Consider the following 19,756-nt stretch of genomic DNA (forward strand, 5'->3'; position numbering starts at 1 on the left):
TCGGTGCGGCTGACTTTGTCGTACAGCGCCGCCAGCGATACGGGCAAGTTGTCCATCTGGCGCGCGGCGGCATGCAGCGAAGGGCGCAGCCCCAGGGAAACCAGCGACATCAGCTCGACGACGGTGGAAAACAGCAGCTCCCGGGGATACTGGCGCTGCCGGTTGGTCTCGAACACTTCGTCGACCCAGGCAGCCGGCATCGCCCGTTCCAACACCAGCCGTGCCATGACGCTGGCCGGTGCCTGCTTCTCGAATCGCGCCAGAATCTCGTCCCACACCGCCTTGCCCTCTTGATGGTTTTAGGGAAGGGAGTTTACGTAAAGACCTTGAAAGGGGTGGGCCTAAGGCCAGGAGGAGTAAGGCGGGGCCGAAGGACAGAGCTGGATCGTCGAGACCTGCTCCAGGGCCCGGAGCCTGGTCGAGCAGCGAGGCGGTGCTAGCCATGGCGAGCAATATGCCGAGGGAAGCGAATAGCGCCGCGATCGCTAAACCGAGACGCCAGCGGCTGGCCTGCGCTCTGCTCAAGGCTAGCTGGCGGGAGCCGGATTCGTCTGGCGACTTCATTCAGGATTCCTCCCACTGAGGCCTCGGTCCAAGGCTGGCTCGGCAACTGCTGGTGCAGTCCGTCGCCGAGTATCAAGCGTCTTTCCTCGGTGTTGTTCCGGCCGATCGGATGGGCTAGATCAGCGCCTTTGCGTCAGGCACCACGGCCGCGAAGTTGTCGGCAAGACTAGCGATCTCGATGCGGTGGACCTGCTCTGCGCTGATGGTCCCACTCGGGCTCGGCAGATCGCGGGTGGCGCAGGCGCTGTCCACCAAGGTGCAACGATAGCCGTAGTCCTTGGTCGCGCGCACGGTGGTGCTGATGCTGGAGTGGGTCATGAAGCCGCATACGATCAGATCCAGTCGACCGATGGCCTGCAGCCGGTCATGCAGTTCAGTACCGGAGAAGGCATTCGGCAGGCGCTTTTCCACGACGATTTCCCCCGGCAGAGGAGAGATTTCCGGAATGAGCTGGCCCCGTGTGCCCTGTGGATCGAGAAAGCCGCCCGGAATGCCGAGGTGCTTTACATGAACCACCGGGGTGCCTGCGGCGCGGGCGGCAGCCAGCAGGCTGGAGATTTCCATGATCGCAGATTCGATTCTGGGCAGGCGCAAGACGCCACTGCGATACTCTTCCTGCGCATCGATGATGAGCAGAGTGGCGTTCTTCAGATTGGCCGGCGCGAAGCTGCGGCCGGTGATCTGCATCAGGGTTTGTGGTTGGGGCATGGTGGCTCCTCCATGGAAAACGGCGCAGATTGTCTCCTTCCTGCCGGCAGAAGTGAACAAATATCACCTTAAGTCTAGGAGCATGGGTGTCGTAAGGCGGCAGGATACCGGCTGAGCCCAGGCTGGCAAGGGCATCGGGGGGCCTTTTTCGGCGGCATAAAGCAGCCACATCGATTCGAAAGGAATCGTCCCCGTATTTTCGCTATCCGGCAGTCAGCCCACCCCTGGCGGCTCTCATCGTACTCATACTACCCCGTGCCATGTTCGTGCGTTTCGCTGTACCTCTGGCTGGTGGGTTTCTCAGCATGGAGGGCCCCGCTGCCTGTTAAAATGCCGGCCTTTTGGCTTGGAGGTCTCCCGTGGTTGTTATCCCGACCCGTCTGCGCACCCTGCGCGATTACATTCGCTGGGCGGTCAGTCGTTTCCATGCCGAAGGACTGTATTTCGGCCATGGCACCGACAACGCCTGGGATGAGGCTCGCCAACTGGTGCTGGGCGCCCTGCATCTGCCTTGGGAAATGGCCGACGGTTACCTGGATTGCCGTCTCGAGGAAGGCGAGTGCGCGCACCTCGGGGCCTTGCTTCGGCGCCGTATCGAGGAGCGTATTCCAGCGGCTTATCTGCTCGGCGAGGCCTGGTTCTGCAGCTTGCCTTTTTGGGTCGACGAGCGGGTGTTGGTGCCGCGCTCGCCCATTGGCGAGCTGATCGGCCAGCGTTTCGCTCCCTGGCTGCCCCACGAGCCGGCGCGAATCCTTGATCTCTGCACCGGCTCCGGCTGCATCGGCATCGCCTGTGCCTACGAGTTTCCCGAGGCCGAAGTGGTGCTCGCCGATCTATCTTTCGAAGCACTCGAAGTGGCCAACCGGAACATCGAGCGGCACGGTCTGGACGAGCGCGTCTATACCGTGCAAGGCGATGGTTTCGCCTGCCTGCCAGGGCAGCGCTTCGATCTGATCGTCTCCAACCCGCCCTATGTGGATGCCGAGGATTTCGCCGACATGCCGGAGGAGTACCACCATGAGCCGGCCATGGGGCTGGCCTGTGGCGAGGACGGTCTGGATCTGGTGCGGCGCATGCTGGCGGAGGCGGCCGACCACCTGACCGAGCGGGGTGTTCTGATCGTCGAGGTAGGCAACAGTCAGGTGCATGTGGAGGCGCTCTACCCGGAGGTGGACTTCACCTGGCTGGAGTTTGGCCGGGGCGGGCATGGGGTCTTCCTGCTGGCCGCTGCCCAGTGCCGCGAGCATCGAGAACTGTTCCGCATGCGGCTTTCCGCCTAGCCTGCTGCGCTTGGGCGCAGCCGGGCGGTGCTTACTTCGGTTGCTCGTCCCGCAGGGCGAAGTCGCCGACCCCTTGGCCCAGGGCACTGGCCAGCGGCAGTTCCGGCTTGTCGTAGGAGGGCAGTTGGCGCTTCGTATCCGCCGGGACGATGCGCAGTACATGGTTCATGCCGTCGATCAGCAGCAGCTCGGCATCGGGCTTGGCGGCCTTGAGGGCCTGGGCGTCCTCGATTCCGACCTGGATGTCGTGGCGCCCTTGGACGATCAGTGCCGGGATGCGCAGGTGGGCGAAGGCCGCCGCCGGGTTCTGGCGGAACAGCGAGATCAGGTAGGGCTGCACGCTGGGGCGAAACAGCACTACGAGCGGTTCGGGAATCCGCTCGTGGGTGCGCCCCGCCTTGAGTTCCTCGATCAGCGCCGCACTGAAGGCCAGCAGAGGCGGCGGCAGGCGGCTGCTCAACTGCTCCAGCAGTACTTGGTCGATCGGCCGGCCGCTGCCGGCGATGCTGACCAGCTTAGCGGCGCCGGCCTGCTCGGCGGCCAGGCTGGCGATCAGCGCGCCCTCGCTGTGACCGATCAGTACCACCCGCGAAAAGCGTGAGTCGGCGCCCAGCTTGCGCCCCCAGGCGGCGGCATCGGCGACATAGCCTTCCACGCTCAGCATCCGCTCGTCCGGTGCGGCAGCCAGGCTGGCGGCGACGCCGCGCTTGTCGTAGCGCACGCTGGCGATGCCGCGCTGGGCCAGGGTTTCGGCCAGGCGTTTGAGGCTGTCGTTGCGCCCGGCCGGGTTGTTGCCGTTGCGGTCGGTGGGGCCGGAGCCGGCGATCAGCAGAGCCACCGGTACGGGACTGTCGCTTTGCGGCAGCAGCAGCGAGCCGTACAGCACGCCGCTCGGGGTTTCCAGCTCGATGGGGCGGTGCAGGATGGTCCGGGCTTGGACAGTGCCCGTCGCCAGGATCAGGAGCAGCAGGAATACTCGCAGCATGGTGCTGTGGCCGAGGTGGCGCGCCGTCTGGCGCGGGGGACGGAGGATGAACTGACAGAGCCCCCTAGGTATACTCGCACACCTTCGATCTGGCTGATTGTTCGCGGAGCCCTGCATGTCCGGCAATACCTACGGCAAGCTGTTCACTGTCACCACCGCCGGCGAGAGCCACGGCCCGGCCCTGGTCGCCATCGTCGACGGCTGCCCGCCGGGACTCGAATTGTCGGCCGCCGATCTACAGCGCGATCTTGACCGGCGCAAGCCCGGCACCAGCCGTCACACCACCCAGCGCCAGGAAGACGATGCGGTAGAGATCCTCTCCGGTGTGTTCGAGGGCCGGACCACCGGCTGCCCGATCGGCCTGTTGATCCGCAACACCGACCAGAAGTCCAAGGACTACTCGGCGATCAAGGACCTGTTCCGCCCGGCCCACGCCGACTACACCTACCACCACAAGTACGGCATCCGCGACTATCGCGGTGGCGGCCGCAGCTCGGCGCGCGAAACCGCCATGCGCGTGGCGGCCGGCGCCATCGCCAAGAAGTACCTGGCCACCCTCGGCATCCAGGTGCGCGGCTACATGAGCCAGCTCGGTCCGATCGAGATCCCGTTCAAGACCTGGGATAGCGTGGAGGAGAACGCCTTCTTCAGCCCCGATCCGGACAAGGTGGCCGAACTCGAGGCCTACATGGACCAGTTGCGCCGCGACGAGGATTCGGTCGGCGCGAAGATCACCGTGGTCGCCGAAGGCGTGCCGCCGGGCCTCGGCGAGCCGATCTTCGACCGCCTCGATGCCGAGCTGGCCCACGCGCTGATGAGCATCAACGCGGTCAAGGGTGTGGAGATCGGCGCCGGTTTCGCCTGTATCGCCCAACGCGGAACCGAGCACCGCGACGAACTGACCCCGGACGGTTTCCTCTCCAACAACGCCGGTGGCATCCTCGGCGGCATTTCCTCGGGCCAGCCGATCGTCGCCCACCTGGCGCTCAAGCCGACCTCCAGCATCACCACCCCCGGCCGCTCCATCGACATCCATGGCAACCCCGTGGAAGTGATCACCAAGGGCCGCCACGATCCCTGTGTCGGCATCCGCGCCACGCCCATCGCCGAGGCGATGATGGCCATGGTGCTGATGGACCACCTGCTGCGCCACCGTGCGCAGAATGCCGGGGTCAGCGTCAACACGCCGGTGCTGCCGCAACTGTGAGGCGAACCGTAGGTTGGGTCGAGCGCAGCGATAGCCAATGCTCGAGGTCTTGGCTATTGCTGCGCTCGACCCAGGCTACTGCCAGATCATGACTCCCGCGTTGCCCTACTGGCGCCTCTCCGGCTTCTATTTCTTCTATTTCGCCCTGCTCGGCGCGACGGCGCCGTTCTTCTCGCTGTATTTCGACCACTTGGGCTTTTCCGCTGCGCGCATCGGCGAGCTGCTGGCGATTCCCATGCTGATGCGCTGCCTGGCGCCGAACCTGTGGGGCTGGCTGGGCGATGCGAGCGGCCGGCGGCTGGCCATCGTGCGGCTCGGCGCGCTCTGTACGCTGGGGGCCTTCGCGCTGATCTTCGTTGGCCAGAGCTACGCCTGGCTGGCGCTGGTGATGGCCCTGCATGCTTTCTTCTGGCATGCCGTGCTGCCGCAGTTCGAGGTGATCACCCTGGCCCACCTGCGCGAGCAGTCGGCGCGCTACAGCCAGCTGCGCCTGTGGGGCAGCATCGGCTTCATCGTCGCCGTGGTCGGGCTCGGCCAGTTGTTCGAGTGGCTCGGTCTGGGCATCTTTCCCAGGGTGATCGTCCTGATCATGGGCGGGATCGTTCTCGGCAGCTTCTGGGTTCCCAATGCCCAGCCGGAGACACGGACCGGACAGCAGGAGCAGGGCGGTTTTATCGCCCAGCTGCGCCGTCCCGGGGTGCCGGCCTTCTATGCCTGCGTGGCGCTGATGCAGCTGAGTCACGGGCCCTATTACACCTTTCTCAGCCTCCATCTGGAGGCCCTGGGCTACGGTCGGGGACTGATCGGCCTGCTCTGGGCCCTCGGTGTGCTGGCGGAGATCCTGCTGTTCCTGGCAATGGCCGCGCTGCTGCAGCGCTTCTCGCTGCGCCGGCTGCTGCTCGCCAGCTTCCTGTTGGCCGCGCTGCGCTGGCTGCTGCTGGGCAATCTGGCCGATCATCTGGCCATCCTGCTGCCCGTCCAGCTGATGCATGCGGCGACCTTCGGCTGCTTCCACGTTGCCGCCATTCATTTTGTGCAGCGCAGCTTCGGTGCCCGCCAGCAGGGACAGGGTCAGGCCCTGTATGCGACCCTGTCCGGGGTCGGCGGTGCCTTCGGCGCGCTGTATTCCGGCTACAGCTGGACGAGCCTCGGTCCGGCCTGGACCTTCGCCCTGGCCAGCCTGGCGGCGCTGATCGCTGCCGTCATCGTCGCCACCCGTTTGAGAGAGGAGGGGCCATGAGCCTGACCCGCGCACAACTTGCCCAACAGATCATCGAGGCCGGACGCTTCCTGTACGGCCGGGGCTGGTCGCCGGCCACCAGTAGCAACTACTCGGCGCGGCTGTCGCCCGGCGAGGCGCTGCTCACCGTTTCCGGCAAGCACAAGGGCCAGCTCGGCGAGGACGACGTACTGGCCACTGACATGGCCGGCAACAGCCTGGAGCCGGGCAAGAAGCCCTCGGCCGAAACCCTGCTGCACACCCAGCTGTACACCTGGAAAGCGCAGATCGGCGCGGTGTTGCACACCCATTCGGTGAACGCCACCGTGCTCTCCCGGCTGACCCTGAGCGACTCCCTGGTGTTCGCCGACTACGAGCTGCAGAAGGCCTTCGCCGGCATCACCACCCACGAGTGCCAGGTCTGCGTGCCGGTCTTCGACAACGATCAGGACATCGCCCGCCTGGCCCGCCGGGTGCAGCCCTGGCTGGACGAGCATCCCGACTGCGTCGGTTACCTGATCCGCGGCCACGGCCTCTACACCTGGGGCGCCAGCATGAGCGACGCGCTGCGCCAGGTGGAGGCCTTCGAGTTCCTCTTCGACTGCGAACTGAAAATGCGCGCCCTGCAGCGCGTCTGAGCCGACTGGCCACTGCCGTGTCCGCCCGGGGCCGGCCCCACGAACAAGGAGATCTGCCCATGAGTTCCCTGAGTGTCTACCGTGACGACCATCCCGCCCAGCCCTACAAGATCCTCAACCATGGCGAGGACATCGCCGCCACCCTGGCCAAGCTCGGCGTGCGTTTCGAGCGCTGGCAGGCCGAGGCGCCGATCGCCCCCGGCGCCAGCCAGGAGGAGGTGCTCGCAGCCTACCGCACGCAGGTCGAGCGGCTGCAGGCCGAGGGCGGCTATGTCGCCGTCGACGTGGTCAGCCTGACCGACAGGCATCCGCAGAAGGACGAGCTGCGCGCCAAGTTCCTCGACGAGCACACCCACGGCGAGGACGAGGTGCGCTTCTTCGTCGCCGGGCGCGGGCTGTTCTCGCTGCACGTCGGCGACGAGGTGTATGCCGTGCTCTGCGAGCGCAACGACCTGATTTCGGTGCCGGCCGGCACTCGTCACTGGTTCGACATGGGCGAGCATCCGCACTTCGTCTGCATCCGGTTGTTCAACAACCCGGAAGGCTGGGTTGCCACGTTCACCGGCGATCCCATCGCCCACCGTTTTCCCGAGCTGGAAGACTGATATGCCGAGCAAAGCCATCCTCACCGACATCGAGGGGACCACCAGCGCGGTCAGCTTCGTCTTCGACGTGCTGTTCCCCTATGCCCGCGAGCACCTGCCGGCATTCGTCCGCGAGCATGCCGGCGAAGAACAGGTTGCCGCCCAGCTCGCGGCCGTGCGCGCCGAGAGCGGCGAGGCGGACGCCGACCTCGAGCGGGTCATCGAGATCCTGCTCGGCTGGATCGCCGAGGACCGCAAGGCCACGCCCCTCAAGGCGCTGCAAGGCAGGGTCTGGGAGCGAGGCTACCGTGCCGGCCAGCTCAAGGGGCATGTCTATCCGGACGCCGTGGCCGCGCTGCAGCGCTGGAAGGCCGAGGGCTATGACCTCTACGTCTATTCCTCCGGCTCGATCCAGGCGCAGCGACTGATCTTCGGCTGCTCGGAGGCCGGCGACCTGTCGCCGCTGTTCTCCGGCTATTTCGACACCACCAGCGGCCCCAAGCGCGAGGCGGCGTCCTATGTGCGTATCGCCGAGGCCATCGGCCGGCCGGCGGGGGAGATCCTCTTTCTCTCCGACGTGGTGCAGGAGCTCGACGCCGCCCGTCAGGCCGGGCTGCGGACCTGTGGCCTGGCCCGTGAGGGCGGCGTGCTGGCCGGGCATCCGACGGTGGCCAGCTTTGCGGCGATCGAGCCGACGGCCTTTTGAAACGGCGTTGAACCATCGCTAAGCCTCGTCATCCTAATTAGATAACTGATCCTGGAAAGGAGTGCATCCGATGGATGTCCTTCGCGGCTTTTTGAGTCTGATTATCCTGGCGCTGGATATCTGGGCCATCGTCCATGTCGTGCGTAGCCGGACTGACACGACCAAGAAAGTGCTCTGGGTGCTGCTGATTGCCGTTCTGCCGGTCCTCGGTCTGATCATCTGGGTATTTACGGGGCCGCGCAGTGCCAGCTCCAGTGGAGGGTTGCGCTGAGGCAGCGGCAGGCCGCCGGTGCTTCAGCCTTCGGCCCTTGCCCGGTGGCACCGAGAGAGAGTCCGCCCGAAGACCGCTCTCCGGCGCGGTAAGGTTCCAACTGCCATCCCGGCCAACGTAGAATGCGCCCCCTTGCGCAGATCCGGCCCGCAGAGCCGGGGCCAGCGTTCCAGTCAGCCAGCTTCAGGGGAAGCCGAGCCATGAGCGACTATCAGGAAACCCTCTACGACGGATACGGCCAGCGTTTTCGCATGGACAAGCTGCTCCATGAGGTGCGCACCGGCCATCAGCATCTGGTGATCTTCGAGAATTCCCGTATGGGCCGGGTGATGGCCTTGGACGGGGTGATCCAGACCACCGAGGCCGATGAGTTCATCTACCACGAAATGCTTACCCACGTGCCGATCCTCGCCCACGGCGCGGCGCGCCGCGTGCTGATCGTCGGTGGCGGCGACGGCGGTATCCTGCGCGAGGTGTGCCGGCACCGCAGCGTCGAGCACGTCACCATGGTCGAGATCGACGCCACCGTGGTGGAGATGTGCCGGGAGTTTCTACCCCACCATTCCAGCGGCGCCTTCGAGGACGCGCGCCTGAGTCTGGTGATCGACGACGGCATGCGTTTCGTCGCCACCACCGAGGAGAAGTTCGACGTCATCATCTCCGACTCCACCGACCCCATCGGCCCGGGCGAAGCGCTGTTCTCCGAGAACTTCTACCAGGCCTGCCGGCGCTGCCTGAACGACGGTGGCATCCTGGTCACCCAGAACGGCACGCCCTTCATGCAGCTTTCCGAGGTGCAGACCACCGCGCAGCGGATGAACGGCCTGTTCGCCGACTGGCACTTCTACCAGGCCGCGGTGCCAACCTACATCGGCGGCGCCATGACCTTCGCCTGGGGCGCCTGCGATGCAGCCGCGCGCCGGGTGCCCTTGGAGATCCTGCGCCAGCGCTTCGTCGGCAGCGGCATCGTGACCCGCTACTACAACCCGGAAATCCATCAGGGCGCCTTCGCTCTGCCGCAGTACGTGCTGCAGGCCGTCGGCAAGCCCGGCAACTGCTGAGCCCTCCCGTCGAGTCGCCCGGCGGATCTGTCGATCCGCTAGGCCGCCAGCTGGGTATGGGGCTATTCTAGGGAAGCGGCGGCGGATTCCCGCTGCCGCGTCTTTCCTGAACAGTTGCATATCAACCGATTCATCATTGAGAGGGGGTCGTTTTCATGAGCAACAACACCTTCCCGGATGATGTCAGCGGCGTTGTGTTGCGCCGCATGAAGGAGGGCGGATTCGACTTTGCCCGCGTCCACCCCATCGAGTTTTACGCCATCTTCCCCGACGAGGAGCGGGCCCGCATGGCGGCCAGAAATTTTCGCGGCGAGTCTCTGAGGACGGAGGTGTCTGCCCGCGACGACGGTGCCTGGCACCTGCAGGTGAGCAAAGTGATGTATGCCACCTACGCCGGCATCGATAACTTCGAGCATGATCTCGAGTCCGTGGTGCTGCCTCTGGGCGGCGTGCTCGATGGCTGGGGGGTTACCCAGGAAGCCGCCCATTCCAGTCTTTAGGTCCTTCGCGCCGGCCAATCCCTGGCCGGCGTTTCACCCTCGCTCGATTTTCCCCGACTTCGTTCCGCCCGATCAGCGGGGTTCGGCTTTGCGCCCGGCCATGTGGCGCAGGTAGGCCAGCAGGCGATCCAGTTCATCCTCGGCAAGGACCTCCACGGAAAAGCCCGGCATGCGGCCCTGTGGCCATTGGCGCAGTCCCTGCGGGTCGCGGATATAGCGGCGCAGGAAGGCTTCCTGGAAGTACTCGGTGGGGTTGTACGGCAGATTCAGATCCGGGCCGAACTGGGCGTCGCCCTGGCCATTCAGGCGGTGGCAGGCCAGGCAGTGCTTCTGGAACAGCGCGAAGCCGGTCCGGACGGCGGCATCGGCGTCGGCGGCCGGCAAGAGCGCCGGGAAGCGCTCGGCGAGCGGCGCGAGCCGACGAATCCGGGCGATCTGGAAGGGCCACTGCTCGGGGCCGATGCCGCCTGCCTCGGAATCGCTCCATACCAGATAGAAGGGGCCGGCACTGGCCTTGCGTCCGCTCAGCGTCGGCCAGGGGGTGGCCGGGTCCTCGACGGCCAGCCAGGCACGGGCGCCAGTCTCGCGCAGCAGCGGTGCGGCGGGCAGTTCGGCGACGAAACCGTCCAGCGCCACGGCCTGCAGGTGATCGTCCGGACGCACGCCGTCGAGCAGTGCGGCCAGCGGCAGCGCGCGATAGGTCATGGCGTGCCGGTAGGCCGGGTCGCCGGAAATCGACAGGCTGCGGACTTGGGGATGGGCGAGCAGCTCGGCGCTGGACCAGCGGCGCGAAACGCCGGGGAGTTCGAGGATCAGTTCGGCGGCGACCAGCGGCAGGCTGGCGACCAGCAGGAGGGCGAGGGCGGCGAGGCGGCGCATGGGGCATCCTTGTGGGTGGCGGCAACCGGAAAGTCCGTATTCATTTTGACGAATTTCCAGCGGATCCTCGACCGGATCGGCGCCTGCCGCATTACACCCCAGCCCTCTCCCCGCCGGGGGAGAGGGGGCTTTCGGGCTCAGTGGGCCTGGGCCACGCCGTGCAGCACGGTATTGCTGAGCTGGGGATCGTTGCAACTGGCGAGGTTGCCCAGCGAGACCATGCCGACCAGGCGCTTGGCGCGGTTCATCACCGGCAGGCGGCGCAGGTGGATGTCGGCCATGTTGCTGGCGACGTGCTGGACGTCCTCGTCGTCGAAGCAGTAGCGCACATTGGGCGTCATCACCCGGCGCACCGGGGTGTCGCCGCCCAGGCCCTTGGCGATGGCGCGGATGGCGATGTCGCGGTCGGTGATCATGCCGACCAGACGGTCGCCTTCGTGAACCAGCAGGGCGCCGCTGTCGATCTGCTCCATCAACTGGGCTACGTCGCGGATGCTCTGTTCGGGGTCGACGATCTGCACATTGCGGGTCATGATTTCTCGGATTTTCACGGCAGTTGCCTCCGTTGTCTTCGATGGGTTGCAGGCAGGCCGGTCGCTCCGGCTCGTCCAGGTACGTCAGTACCTTCATCCAAGACTAGTCGCGCTGAAGCGCTTTCACCTCGGCTCGCAAAAGACGGGTGCTTCATCCGGATGTCCGGGGGTGTCGCTGCGGATCAACTCGAACAGCAGCAGCGAGCGGCCAGTGACGCCATAGCGGCTGGCGAAGGCGAACGTGTCTTCTTCGACCGTCGGCTGGTTGGTGTCCACCAGGCGTCTCCAGCGACTGCCCTCGGGAACCTCCGGCAGGTGGAATTCGACCCGTTCGTGGTGGGCGTTCACCAGCAACAGCAGGGTGCTGTCGGCGCCGGAGCGAGGGATGCCGGTGGGCTGGGCGCGGCCGTCGAGGAGCATGGCCAGGCAGCGGTTGTGCCCGTCTTCCCAGCGCTCGGTGGTCATTTCCGTACCGGCGGGAGTTAGCCAGGTGACGTCCTTGATGTCCAACTCTTCGTGGCGGGCTCCGACCAGGAAGCGCCCGCGGCGCAGGATCGGAAAACGCAGGCGCAGGCGGATCAGGTGGCGCACGAAGTCGAGCAGGGTCTGGCCGTCGGCGTCGAGGTCCCAGTTCAGCCAGCCGATCTCGCTGTCCTGGCAGTAGGCGTTGTTGTTGCCGTGCTGGGTGCGGGCGAACTCGTCGCCGGCGACCAGCATCGGCGTGCCTTGGGAGAACAGCAGGGTGGCGAAGAGGTTGCGCATCTGGCGCAGGCGCAGGGCGTTGATCTGCGGGTCGTCGCTGGGGCCTTCGACACCGTGGTTCCAGGACAGGTTGTGGTCGGAGCCGTCCCGGTTGTTCTCGTCGTTGGCCTCGTTGTGCTTGCGGTCGTAGGAAACCAGGTCGCGCAGGGTGAAGCCGTCGTGGGCGGTGACGAAGTTGATCGAGGCGAAGGGCCGTCGGCCACGCTGGTCGAAGAGGTCGGCGGAGCCGGCCAGGCGCCGGGCGAAGTCGGCCAGGCGGTTGTAGTCGCCCTTCCAGAAGGTGCGCACGGTGTCGCGGAACTGGTCGTTCCATTCCGCCCAGCCGGGCGGGAAGCCACCGACCTGGTAGCCGCCGGGGCCGCAGTCCCAGGGTTCGGCGATCAGTTTGGTTTGGCGCAGCACCGGGTCCTGGCGGCAGGCGACGAGGAAGGCGTGGCGCTCGTCGAAGCCTTCCGGCTCGCGGCCGAGGATGGTCGCCAGGTCGAAGCGGAAACCGTCCACATGCATTTCCGTGGCCCAGTAGCGCAGCGAGTCGGTGACCATCTGCAGGACGCAGGGATGGCTGAGGTCGAGGGTGTTGCCGGTGCCCGAGTCGTTGACGTAGAGGCGGGGGGCGTCGGACTGCAGGCGGTAGTAGGTGGCGTTGTCGATGCCGCGCATGGAGAGGGTCGGGCCCAGTTCGTTGCCCTCGGCGGTGTGGTTGTAGACCACGTCGAGGATCACCTCGAGGCCGGCGTCGTGGAGGTGGGCGACCATTTCCTTGAATTCCTGGATCTTTCCCGAGGCCAGGTAGCGCGGGTGGGGAGCGAAAAAGCCGATGCTGTTGTAGCCCCAGTAGTTGCTCATGCCCTTTTCCAGCAGGTGCTGGTCCGGGAGGAAGGCATGTACCGGCAACAGTTCCAGGGCGGAGACGCCGAGCCGTCGCAGGTAATCGACCACCTCGGGGTGCATCAGGCCGGCGCAGGTGCCGCGCACTGCCGGAGGCACTGCCGGGTGGCGCATGGTGAAGCCACGCAGATGGGTTTCGTAGAGGAGGGTACGGTCCCAGGGCGTCTGCATCGGACGGTCGCGTCCCCAGGTGAAGGCCGGGTCGATGACCCGGCTCTTGGGCACGAAGGGGGCGCTGTCGTGCTTGTCGAAGCTGAGGTCGGCGTCGGGGTGGCCGACGGTGTAGCCGTACAGCGCCTTCGACCAGCGCAGGGCACCGATCAGTTGCTTGGCGTAGGGGTCGAGCAGCAGCTTGTTGGGGTTGAAGCGGTGTCCGGCGTCCGGCGCGTAGGGGCCATGCACCCGGTAGCCGTAGACCTGCCCGGGATGGGCGTCGGGCAGGTAGCCGTGCCAGATCTCGTCGGTGTACTCGGGCAGCTCGATACGCTCCAGTTCGCGGCGGCCGCTTTCATCGAACAGGCAGAGTTCGACCTTGGCGGCGTGAGCGGAAAACAGCGCGAAGTTGACGCCCAGGCCGTCCCAGGTCGCTCCCAGGGGAAAGGGCAGGCCCTCGCGGATGCGTGACGGGATATTCACCTGCGGGGCCTGGGGTTTGTTGCGGCGATCCATGCTGGTTTCTCCGGCGGCGAGGTTCGGGCGTCCGCATGCCGGGGGGAGGGCGCGCCGCCGTGCCGATGCCTGCGCAGGGGCATGGCTCCTGGCGGGTGGGCGGTGTGTCGTGCATCAGCTACCCGCCGGCCGGCTACGGCTGGCGCGGGGTTTCTTCTCGACCGGCTTGAGCGGAGTCCCGCCGCTGGTGGTGGAGACGGCGGCGACTGCCCGAGGCTTGCGGGGGGCTGCGGGCTTGCGCGGCCGGGGAGCCGGTGTCTCGGCGCGGACTTCGGCCTCGGCCAGTTTGCAGGCCATCTGCCAGTGGCGGTCGTGTTGGCCCTCGGGGCAGCCCTCGGACAGCCAGATGTGGTAGGCCAGCTCGCGGATACGCTGTTCTTCGACGGTCATTCCCGTTTTTTCCTTCTTGTCGTGGTTCATGGGCATGGAAGAGGCCGACGGGAAAACCCGCCAGGGCCTCGTTCGTGGTGCCCGCCGGCGATCTCCTCGCGCGGCCGGGCTTCGCGCAGCACCTGGGCCTGCCACTGGGCGCGCTCGGCATAGGCGTGCGCCCGTGCGGTCTGTCGCGGGGAGAGCCTCGTCGAGGGTGACGTCCGGGTGGAGCTGCAGGTGCAGGGTGGCGCAGGTCGCTCATTCAGCCCCTCCTGCGCGACGCCTCGCGGGCTTCCGCCAGCAGGTGCAGGCGGCGCGCCGCATCCGGCGTCTGCAGCAGTTCGTCGCAGCCGACCGGCCAGCGTCGTCGCCAGTTCGGGTGGCTGTCGATGGTGCCGGGCAGGTTGGCCTGTTCCTCCAAGCCCAAGGCGTCCTCCACGGGAAGTAGGACCAAGGGCGCCGGCGTGTGGCCGAGAAAGCTCACGCAGGCGTCGATGATGCCGGCGCTGTCGATGGGCTCCGCCTGCGCCGGCCCGCCGTCGGCGGCGAGGGCTTCGCGTAAGGCGCGGCGTTCGCGCTGGCGGACTTCCCGTGCGGCCTGGGCACCCAGCGCGTCGCAGAGTTGCAGGCGTTCGCGCCAGTCGATGTCGCGGCCCTGCCACCAGCCGTTCAGGGTCGGCAGGTCGTGGGTGGTGCTGGTGGCCAGGGTGTGGTCGGGCCAGTGGCGGGGGGGATGGAAATGGCCCTGGTGATCCTGTTCGAAGAGCAGCACGCGCATGCCGAGGACGCCGCGCTCGGCCAGCGCCGGGCGGAAGCCTTCCGGAACGGTGCCGAGATCTTCGCCGAGAATCACCGCCTTGTGCCGCCAGGACTCCAGCGCCAGCAGGCGCATCAGGTCTTCCTGGGGGTAGTGCAGGTAGGCGCCGTCGCGTTGCTCGCCGCCCGGCGGGATCACCCACAGGCGTTGAAGCCCCATCACGTGGTCGATGCGGATACCGCCGGCGTGGGCCAGATTGGCGCGGAGCATCTCGATGTAGGCGTGGAAGCCGTGCTGGCGCAGGCCCCGGGGCGAGAATGCCGACACGCCCCAGCTCTGCCCAGAGCGGTTGAGGGCGTCCGGCGGCGCGCCGACAGTCAGCGTCGGCAGCAGTTCGGCCTGCCGGCTCCAGGCCTGGCTGCCGCCGCCGTCGGCGCCCACTGCCAGGTCGGCGATCAGGCCGATCGGCATGCCGGCACTGCGCGCCGCGTTCTGGGTACGCTCCAGGCCGCGGGCGATAAGCCACTGGGCGAAGGCGTGGAAGGCGATCTCGTCCTCGTATTCGCGGGCGAAGCCGGCCACCGCGGCACTGCCTGGGCATTGCAGGGCCGGGTCCCACTGGCGCCAGTCGTATACGCCGCCGTGGTGGACGTGGTAGGCGTGCAGCGCCTCGAAGCGGCAGTGATTCTCCAGGGCCTCGCCGCCGCTTTGGCGGAAACTGGCGAAGTCGTGCTCCAGGGGGTTGCCGCCCCGGCGGAACTCGGCATGCAGCGCCCGCAGCAGGCGCAGCTTGACGGCGGCGGCCGCCGGCCAGTCGATCAGCTCGAGCTGTTCCAGACGCTGCCATTCGTCGGCCAGTCCGTTGGCTTCGATGGCGGTGCGCACCTCGCGCTCGCCGAGGATGCTGCCGGGCGCGCTGTGCAGCACGTTGTAGAACAGCCGGCTGGACGGCGAATAGGGGCTGAAACGGTAGGTGTCGGCGCTGAACATGGCGTGCAGCGGGCTGATGGCGATGCCCGCAGCGCCCTGCCGGGCGGCCTGGCGCGTCAGGGTTTCCAGGGCCTGGGTGTCGCCAATGCCACCGTCGCCTGGGCGGCGCAGGGCATAGAGCTGCACCGAGAGTCCCCAGAGGCGGGGCGGCGGGCTGGCGCCCAGCTCGGCCACGCCGATGCAGCGCGGCGGGGCGACGGCCAGGGTCAGCCGTCGTTCGCCGATCGCCAACTGGTGGTAGCCGGGCAGTTCGATCGCCGGCAGGCGCCCCTGCTCGTCGAGCCGTCCGGCGTGATGACGGCCGTCTTCCAGGGTCAGCTCGAAGGCGCTGCGGGAGGAGAAATGGCCGGACAGATCGAGCTGCTGGTGTTGCTCTAGGGTGAGCAACGGCGGCAGATCGCCCGCCTGCCGGAGGCGGGCAAGGCTGTCCCCGATCTGGGCGTCGTTGTCGGCCGGCAGTTCCAGTCCGGCCAGTATCCGGCGCAGGACGTCCGCCGGAACCTTCTGTGGCTGCCCGTCGGCGTCGATCCAGTGGATCGCCACCCCGGCGGCAGTGGCCAGGGTGTGGAGTCGCTCATCGTTGCTCATCCGGTGCTACCAGGTAGACACGAGCCATCCGGGCGGGGAGCTTGCCGTGATGCTCGTGGAACTCTTCCATGTCCTGGCTGGCGAACAGCAGCCGGCCGTGGGCGTAGTGATCCGCCAGCGGTACGGCCTGACCGCCGAGGTTCAGTTCGATGCGCAGGATGCTGCTGTCGCCCAGCCGCCAGTGTGCCGCCACGGCGCCTTCGCCCAGCACGTCGGCGCCCAGTGCCCGGCAGCCCGGCAGGCGCGGCACGATTTCGCGGCGGCGCAGGCCCAGCAAATGGCGATAGAAGGCGCGCCATTCGCCATGGCGGGGATCGAGGCAGCACTGGAAGTCCGGCTGCGAGGCGGTGAAGGTGGCTTCGTCGTTGGGGTCGGGAATCCGTTCGCAGAGGGACATGTCCTTGAACGGCTCGAACTCGCAGAATTCCCGGCGCCGGGCTTCGCGCACCGCCTGGGCCAGTTCCGGACTCTGGTGGCAGGTGAAGTACAGGAAGGGCCGGTGGGTGCCCCACTCCTCGCCCATGAACAGCAGGGGCACCATTGGCGAGAGCAGCAGCAGGGTGGTCGCCGCGCGCAGGGCATCGGCGTCGGCAAGACTGACCAGGCGTTCGCCGAAGGCGCGGTGGCCGACCTGGTCGTGGTTCTGCAGGAACAGCACGAAGGAGGTGGGCGGCAGGTGGGCGCTGGGTTCGCCGCAGTGCTTCTTCTGTCCGTGGCGGGCGAGCTGGCCCTGGAAGACGAAGCCTTCGCTCAGGCTGAGGGCGAGCTTTTCCGTGGCGCCTTGGTGATAGTCGACGTAATAGCCCTGCCGCTCGCCGGTGAGCAGGGTGTGCAGGACGTGGTGGCCATCGTCGTTCCACTGCCCGGCATAGCCTTCGCCGAGCAGGCTGGCCTGGTTCTTCTGGTTTTCCAGCATCAGATGCACGTGGCGGCCGGGCTCCACGGTCGAGTGCACCCGTTGCGCCAGTTCGGTGAGGAAGGCGCGCTCGGTGATGGTATGCACGGCGTCCAGGCGCAGGCCGTCGAAGCGGTATTCCTGCAGCCACATCAGCGCGTTCTCGATGAAGAAGTCCCGCACTTCTCGTCGACGCAGGTCGGTGGCGTCGCCCCAGGGGGTCTGCTTGTCCTCGCGGAAGAAGCTTTTGGCATAGCGGCCGATATGGCTGCCTTCCGGGCCAAAGTGGTTGTAGACCACGTCGAGGAAGACCATCAGGCCGTGGCCGTGGGCGGTGTCGACCAAGTGCTTGAGGTCGTCGGGCGAGCCGTAGGCGGATTCCGGGGCGAAGGGCAGTGCGCCGTCGTAGCCCCAGTTGCGGGTGCCGGGAAATTCGCCGATCGGCATCAGTTCGATGGCGGTGACGCCCAGTTCGGCCAGCTCGGCGAGTTGTGCCTCGACACCGTGGAAGCCGCCGAGCAGGCCGGCGTGCAGTTCGTAGATCACCGTTTCGTGCCAGGGCCGGCCGCTCCAGGCGGGGTGGCGCCACTGGTAGGCGTTGGGGTCGACCACCATGCTGGGAGCATGGAGGCCGGCGACCTGGGAGCGTGAGGCCGGGTCCGGCACGCTGATTTCGTCGTCGATCCGGTAACGGTACTGGGTGCCGGCGCCGCAAGGTGCTTCGAGGACGAACCAGCCGCCCTTTTCCTTGTGCATCGGCAGTCGGGTGTCGCAGAGGATTTCCAGGTCGACGCGCTCGGCATCGGGGGCCCAGAGTGAGAAGCGGGTGTTTCGCTCGTCGAGCAGATGCGCGCCGAAACGTCCGTTGTAGCTGGGGATTGACATGGTAGGGTCTCCGTTTATGCCTCGCCATGCCGGCTTTCCACTAACAATTGCCGGTAGAGATGGAGATAGGGGTCTATGGTCTGCCGCCAGAAGCAAGGCACCGCCATGGCGCGGCAACGCATAGCATGGAAAAGGGACGGCGCGGCGAATACCCGGAAGGCCCGCAACAGGGCTTCGCGGTAGCTTTCCAGGCTGGCCTCCTCGAAGAGGAAGCCGGTCACGCCGTCCTCGATGGTGTCGGCGAGCCCACCGGTCCTGCGTGCGATGGGCAGCGAGCCGAAACGCTGGGCGTACAGCTGGCTGAGGCCGCACGGCTCGTAGCGCGAAGGCATCAGCAGGAAGTCGCCGCCGGCGAACATGCGGCGCGCGACGGTTTCGTCGAAGCCGATGTTTGCCCCCACATGGCCGGGAAAGCGCTCGGCCAGTTGCCGCATGCTGTCCTCCACCTGCGGCTCGCCGCGTCCCAGCACGGCCAGTTGTCCGCCGTGCTCGACGAGGCTTTCGGCCAGGGCATGGGTCAGGTCCAGGCCTTTCTGCTGGACCAGCCGGGAAACCACCACGAACAGCGGGCCGCCGGAGGGTTCGAGAGCGAACTGGCGACGCACGTGCTCGGCATGCAGGGCCTTGCCCGCCCAGTCGTTGACGCCGAAGTTGCGCAGCAGGTGCGGATCGGTTTCCGGTTCCCAGCTTTCGTCGATGCCGTTGGGGATGCCGCTCAAGAGGCCGTGGTTGGCCTTTTCCCGGAGGAAACCTTCCAAGCCGCAGCCGAAATCCGGGGTGGTGATTTCCCGGGCATAGGTGGCGCTCACCGTGGTGATGCGATCGGCGTAGGCGACTCCGGCCTTGAGGAAGGACAGCTGGCCATGGAATTCCATGCGCTCCATCCGGCAGGCTTCCGCCGGGATGGCCAGTTCCGCGCAGCATTCCGACCGCCACAGGCCCTGGTAGGCGAGGTTGTGGATGGTGAACACGCTGGGCGTTCCCTGTCCGCGCCAGCGCAGGTAGGCCGGCGCCAGTCCAGCCGGCCAGTCGTGGGCGTGGATCAGGTCGGGGCGCCAGCTGATGCTGGCGTCGCCGGCGGCGAAGTCGGCGGCGGCGAGGCCCAGGCGGGCGAAGCGGATGTGGTTGTCCGGCCAGTCCTGGTTGCGGTTGTCGCCGTAGGGGCCGCCGTCGCGCTCGTAGAGTTCGGGGCTGATGAGCACATAGACGATCAGGCCGTCGTCCAGGTCGATGCGGCCGATCCGGCACGGGGGCAGTGCGGCGTGGCCGGCGAGGGTCCCGACCAGGCGGATGGGGTGGCCGCTCTGCATGACCTGGCGATAGCCGGGCAGCAGCACGCGGACGTCGTGGTGGCCGCGCAGTGCCCGGGGCAGAGCGGCGGAGACGTCGCCCAGCCCGCCGGTCTTGATCAGATCGGAGAGTTCGGAGGTGACGAAGAGGATCTTCTTCTTGCTGTCGTTTTCCTGAACGGTACGGATCTGCGGCCCGGGCCGGTTCGTTCCGGCCAGCATGCCTTGATCCAGACGTTCGACGCGCTGGGCCTGCGCAGAGGCATTGCTCATGGTCATCCTCCAATCAAATCTTCCTTGACGAACCTTTCGGCCCTCTTCCGGATAGAGGTTTCCGAAAGGCCCGCTGAGTCCGGAGCCATCAATGAATTATCAGGGGCGGTCATGGCGCCGGCACAGCTCTCCCGGTGCGACGGCCCTCCGTGCAGTTGCGTCTCGGGAGGGGGCGGAGACTTCCGCATGCCCCTCCCGCATTTCATGGGTTCGTGACTACCTGGCGAGCAGCGGCAGCTCGCCATTCATCAAC

Annotated in this window: 18 protein-coding genes and 1 pseudogene; 9 read left to right on the forward strand and 10 right to left on the reverse strand. The window is 66.9% G+C overall.

From position 1 onward, the window contains the following. Together BMY22_RS12115 and BMY22_RS12120 are read right to left on the reverse strand one after the other, a co-directional pair. A pseudogene (locus BMY22_RS12115) lies at window positions 1-227 on the reverse strand (IS4 family transposase); the annotation flags it as partial. 451 nt (window positions 228-678) lie between these two features. Further along, a complete protein-coding gene (locus BMY22_RS12120) occupies window positions 679-1,272 on the reverse strand; it encodes a cysteine hydrolase family protein (protein ID WP_090622271.1) in 594 nt (197 codons plus the stop codon). A 359-nt stretch (window positions 1,273-1,631) separates the two neighbouring features. Between BMY22_RS12120 and prmB the strand changes: the two genes are divergently transcribed. Further along, window positions 1,632-2,552, forward strand: a complete 921-nt coding sequence (gene prmB, locus BMY22_RS12125; protein WP_090622274.1) for a 50S ribosomal protein L3 N(5)-glutamine methyltransferase — start codon at window positions 1,632-1,634, stop codon at window positions 2,550-2,552. 31 nt (window positions 2,553-2,583) lie between these two features. Here the strand turns inward: prmB and BMY22_RS12130 are convergent, their stop codons facing one another. Next, a complete protein-coding gene (locus tag BMY22_RS12130; RefSeq protein ID WP_090622275.1) occupies window positions 2,584-3,537 on the reverse strand; it encodes an alpha/beta hydrolase in 954 nt (317 codons plus the stop codon). 115 nt (window positions 3,538-3,652) lie between these two features. On the opposite strand from BMY22_RS12130, the gene aroC reads away from it, so the two are divergent. The 8 genes from aroC to BMY22_RS12170 all read left to right on the forward strand — a co-directional run bounded on the left by aroC (window position 3,653) and on the right by BMY22_RS12170 (window position 9,723). Beyond that, window positions 3,653-4,744, forward strand: coding sequence for a chorismate synthase (gene aroC / locus BMY22_RS12135; RefSeq protein WP_090622278.1), 1,092 nt, complete (start codon window positions 3,653-3,655; stop codon window positions 4,742-4,744). An 88-nt stretch (window positions 4,745-4,832) separates the two neighbouring features. Further along, on the forward strand, window positions 4,833-5,984 hold the full coding sequence (locus BMY22_RS12140) for an MFS transporter (protein WP_090622415.1): 1,152 nt from the start codon (window positions 4,833-4,835) through the stop codon (window positions 5,982-5,984). Next, on the forward strand, window positions 5,981-6,601 hold the full coding sequence (locus BMY22_RS12145) for a methylthioribulose 1-phosphate dehydratase (protein WP_090622279.1): 621 nt from the start codon (window positions 5,981-5,983) through the stop codon (window positions 6,599-6,601). Before BMY22_RS12140 ends, BMY22_RS12145 begins: the two co-directional genes overlap by 4 nt. A gap of 59 nt (window positions 6,602-6,660) precedes the next feature. Continuing rightward, window positions 6,661-7,206: a 1,2-dihydroxy-3-keto-5-methylthiopentene dioxygenase gene (locus tag BMY22_RS12150; protein WP_090622282.1), complete on the forward strand. Its 546-nt coding sequence runs from the start codon at window positions 6,661-6,663 to the stop codon at window positions 7,204-7,206. 1 nt (window position 7,207) lies between these two features. Continuing rightward, a complete protein-coding gene (gene mtnC / locus BMY22_RS12155) occupies window positions 7,208-7,891 on the forward strand; it encodes an acireductone synthase (RefSeq protein ID WP_090622283.1) in 684 nt (227 codons plus the stop codon). Between the two features lie 70 nt (window positions 7,892-7,961). After that, a complete protein-coding gene (locus BMY22_RS12160; protein ID WP_090622286.1) occupies window positions 7,962-8,162 on the forward strand; it encodes a PLDc N-terminal domain-containing protein in 201 nt (66 codons plus the stop codon). Window positions 8,163-8,362: 200 nt separating this feature from the next. Then, window positions 8,363-9,223 carry a polyamine aminopropyltransferase gene (speE, locus tag BMY22_RS12165; RefSeq protein ID WP_090622288.1) on the forward strand — a complete coding sequence of 287 codons (861 nt, stop codon included), beginning with the start codon at window positions 8,363-8,365 and terminating at the stop codon, window positions 9,221-9,223. A gap of 155 nt (window positions 9,224-9,378) precedes the next feature. Continuing rightward, window positions 9,379-9,723, forward strand: coding sequence for a ribonuclease E inhibitor RraB (locus tag BMY22_RS12170; protein WP_090622290.1), 345 nt, complete (start codon window positions 9,379-9,381; stop codon window positions 9,721-9,723). A 72-nt stretch (window positions 9,724-9,795) separates the two neighbouring features. Here BMY22_RS12170 and BMY22_RS12175 read toward each other — a convergent pair whose 3' ends face one another. The 7 genes from BMY22_RS12175 to glgA form a co-directional block, all read right to left on the reverse strand. Next, window positions 9,796-10,602 carry a cytochrome c gene (locus BMY22_RS12175; protein ID WP_090622292.1) on the reverse strand — a complete coding sequence of 269 codons (807 nt, stop codon included), beginning with the start codon at window positions 10,600-10,602 and terminating at the stop codon, window positions 9,796-9,798. Between the two features lie 137 nt (window positions 10,603-10,739). Then, window positions 10,740-11,153 carry a CBS domain-containing protein gene (locus BMY22_RS12180; RefSeq protein ID WP_090622294.1) on the reverse strand — a complete coding sequence of 138 codons (414 nt, stop codon included), beginning with the start codon at window positions 11,151-11,153 and terminating at the stop codon, window positions 10,740-10,742. 105 nt (window positions 11,154-11,258) lie between these two features. Continuing rightward, a complete protein-coding gene (gene glgX / locus BMY22_RS12185; protein ID WP_090622297.1) occupies window positions 11,259-13,454 on the reverse strand; it encodes a glycogen debranching protein GlgX in 2,196 nt (731 codons plus the stop codon). A gap of 114 nt (window positions 13,455-13,568) precedes the next feature. Beyond that, the gene (locus tag BMY22_RS12190; RefSeq protein ID WP_090622299.1) at window positions 13,569-13,844 is read right to left on the reverse strand and encodes a DUF2934 domain-containing protein; all 276 of its coding nucleotides are present in this window, start codon (window positions 13,842-13,844) and stop codon (window positions 13,569-13,571) included. A gap of 244 nt (window positions 13,845-14,088) precedes the next feature. After that, entirely contained in the window at window positions 14,089-16,161 is a 2,073-nt protein-coding gene (gene malQ, locus BMY22_RS12195) for a 4-alpha-glucanotransferase (protein WP_090622302.1), read from the reverse strand. Beyond that, window positions 16,148-17,941, reverse strand: a complete 1,794-nt coding sequence (gene treZ, locus BMY22_RS12200) for a malto-oligosyltrehalose trehalohydrolase (RefSeq protein WP_090622304.1) — start codon at window positions 17,939-17,941, stop codon at window positions 16,148-16,150. The genes malQ and treZ overlap by 14 nt, the downstream gene beginning before the upstream one ends. 14 nt (window positions 17,942-17,955) lie before the next feature. Next, window positions 17,956-19,452, reverse strand: a complete 1,497-nt coding sequence (gene glgA / locus BMY22_RS12205; RefSeq protein ID WP_090622416.1) for a glycogen synthase GlgA — start codon at window positions 19,450-19,452, stop codon at window positions 17,956-17,958. Between the last annotated feature and the right edge of the window lie 304 nt (window positions 19,453-19,756).

Source organism: Azotobacter beijerinckii (genome assembly GCF_900110885.1).
Classification (GTDB): Bacteria; Pseudomonadota; Gammaproteobacteria; order Pseudomonadales; family Pseudomonadaceae; genus Azotobacter; species Azotobacter beijerinckii.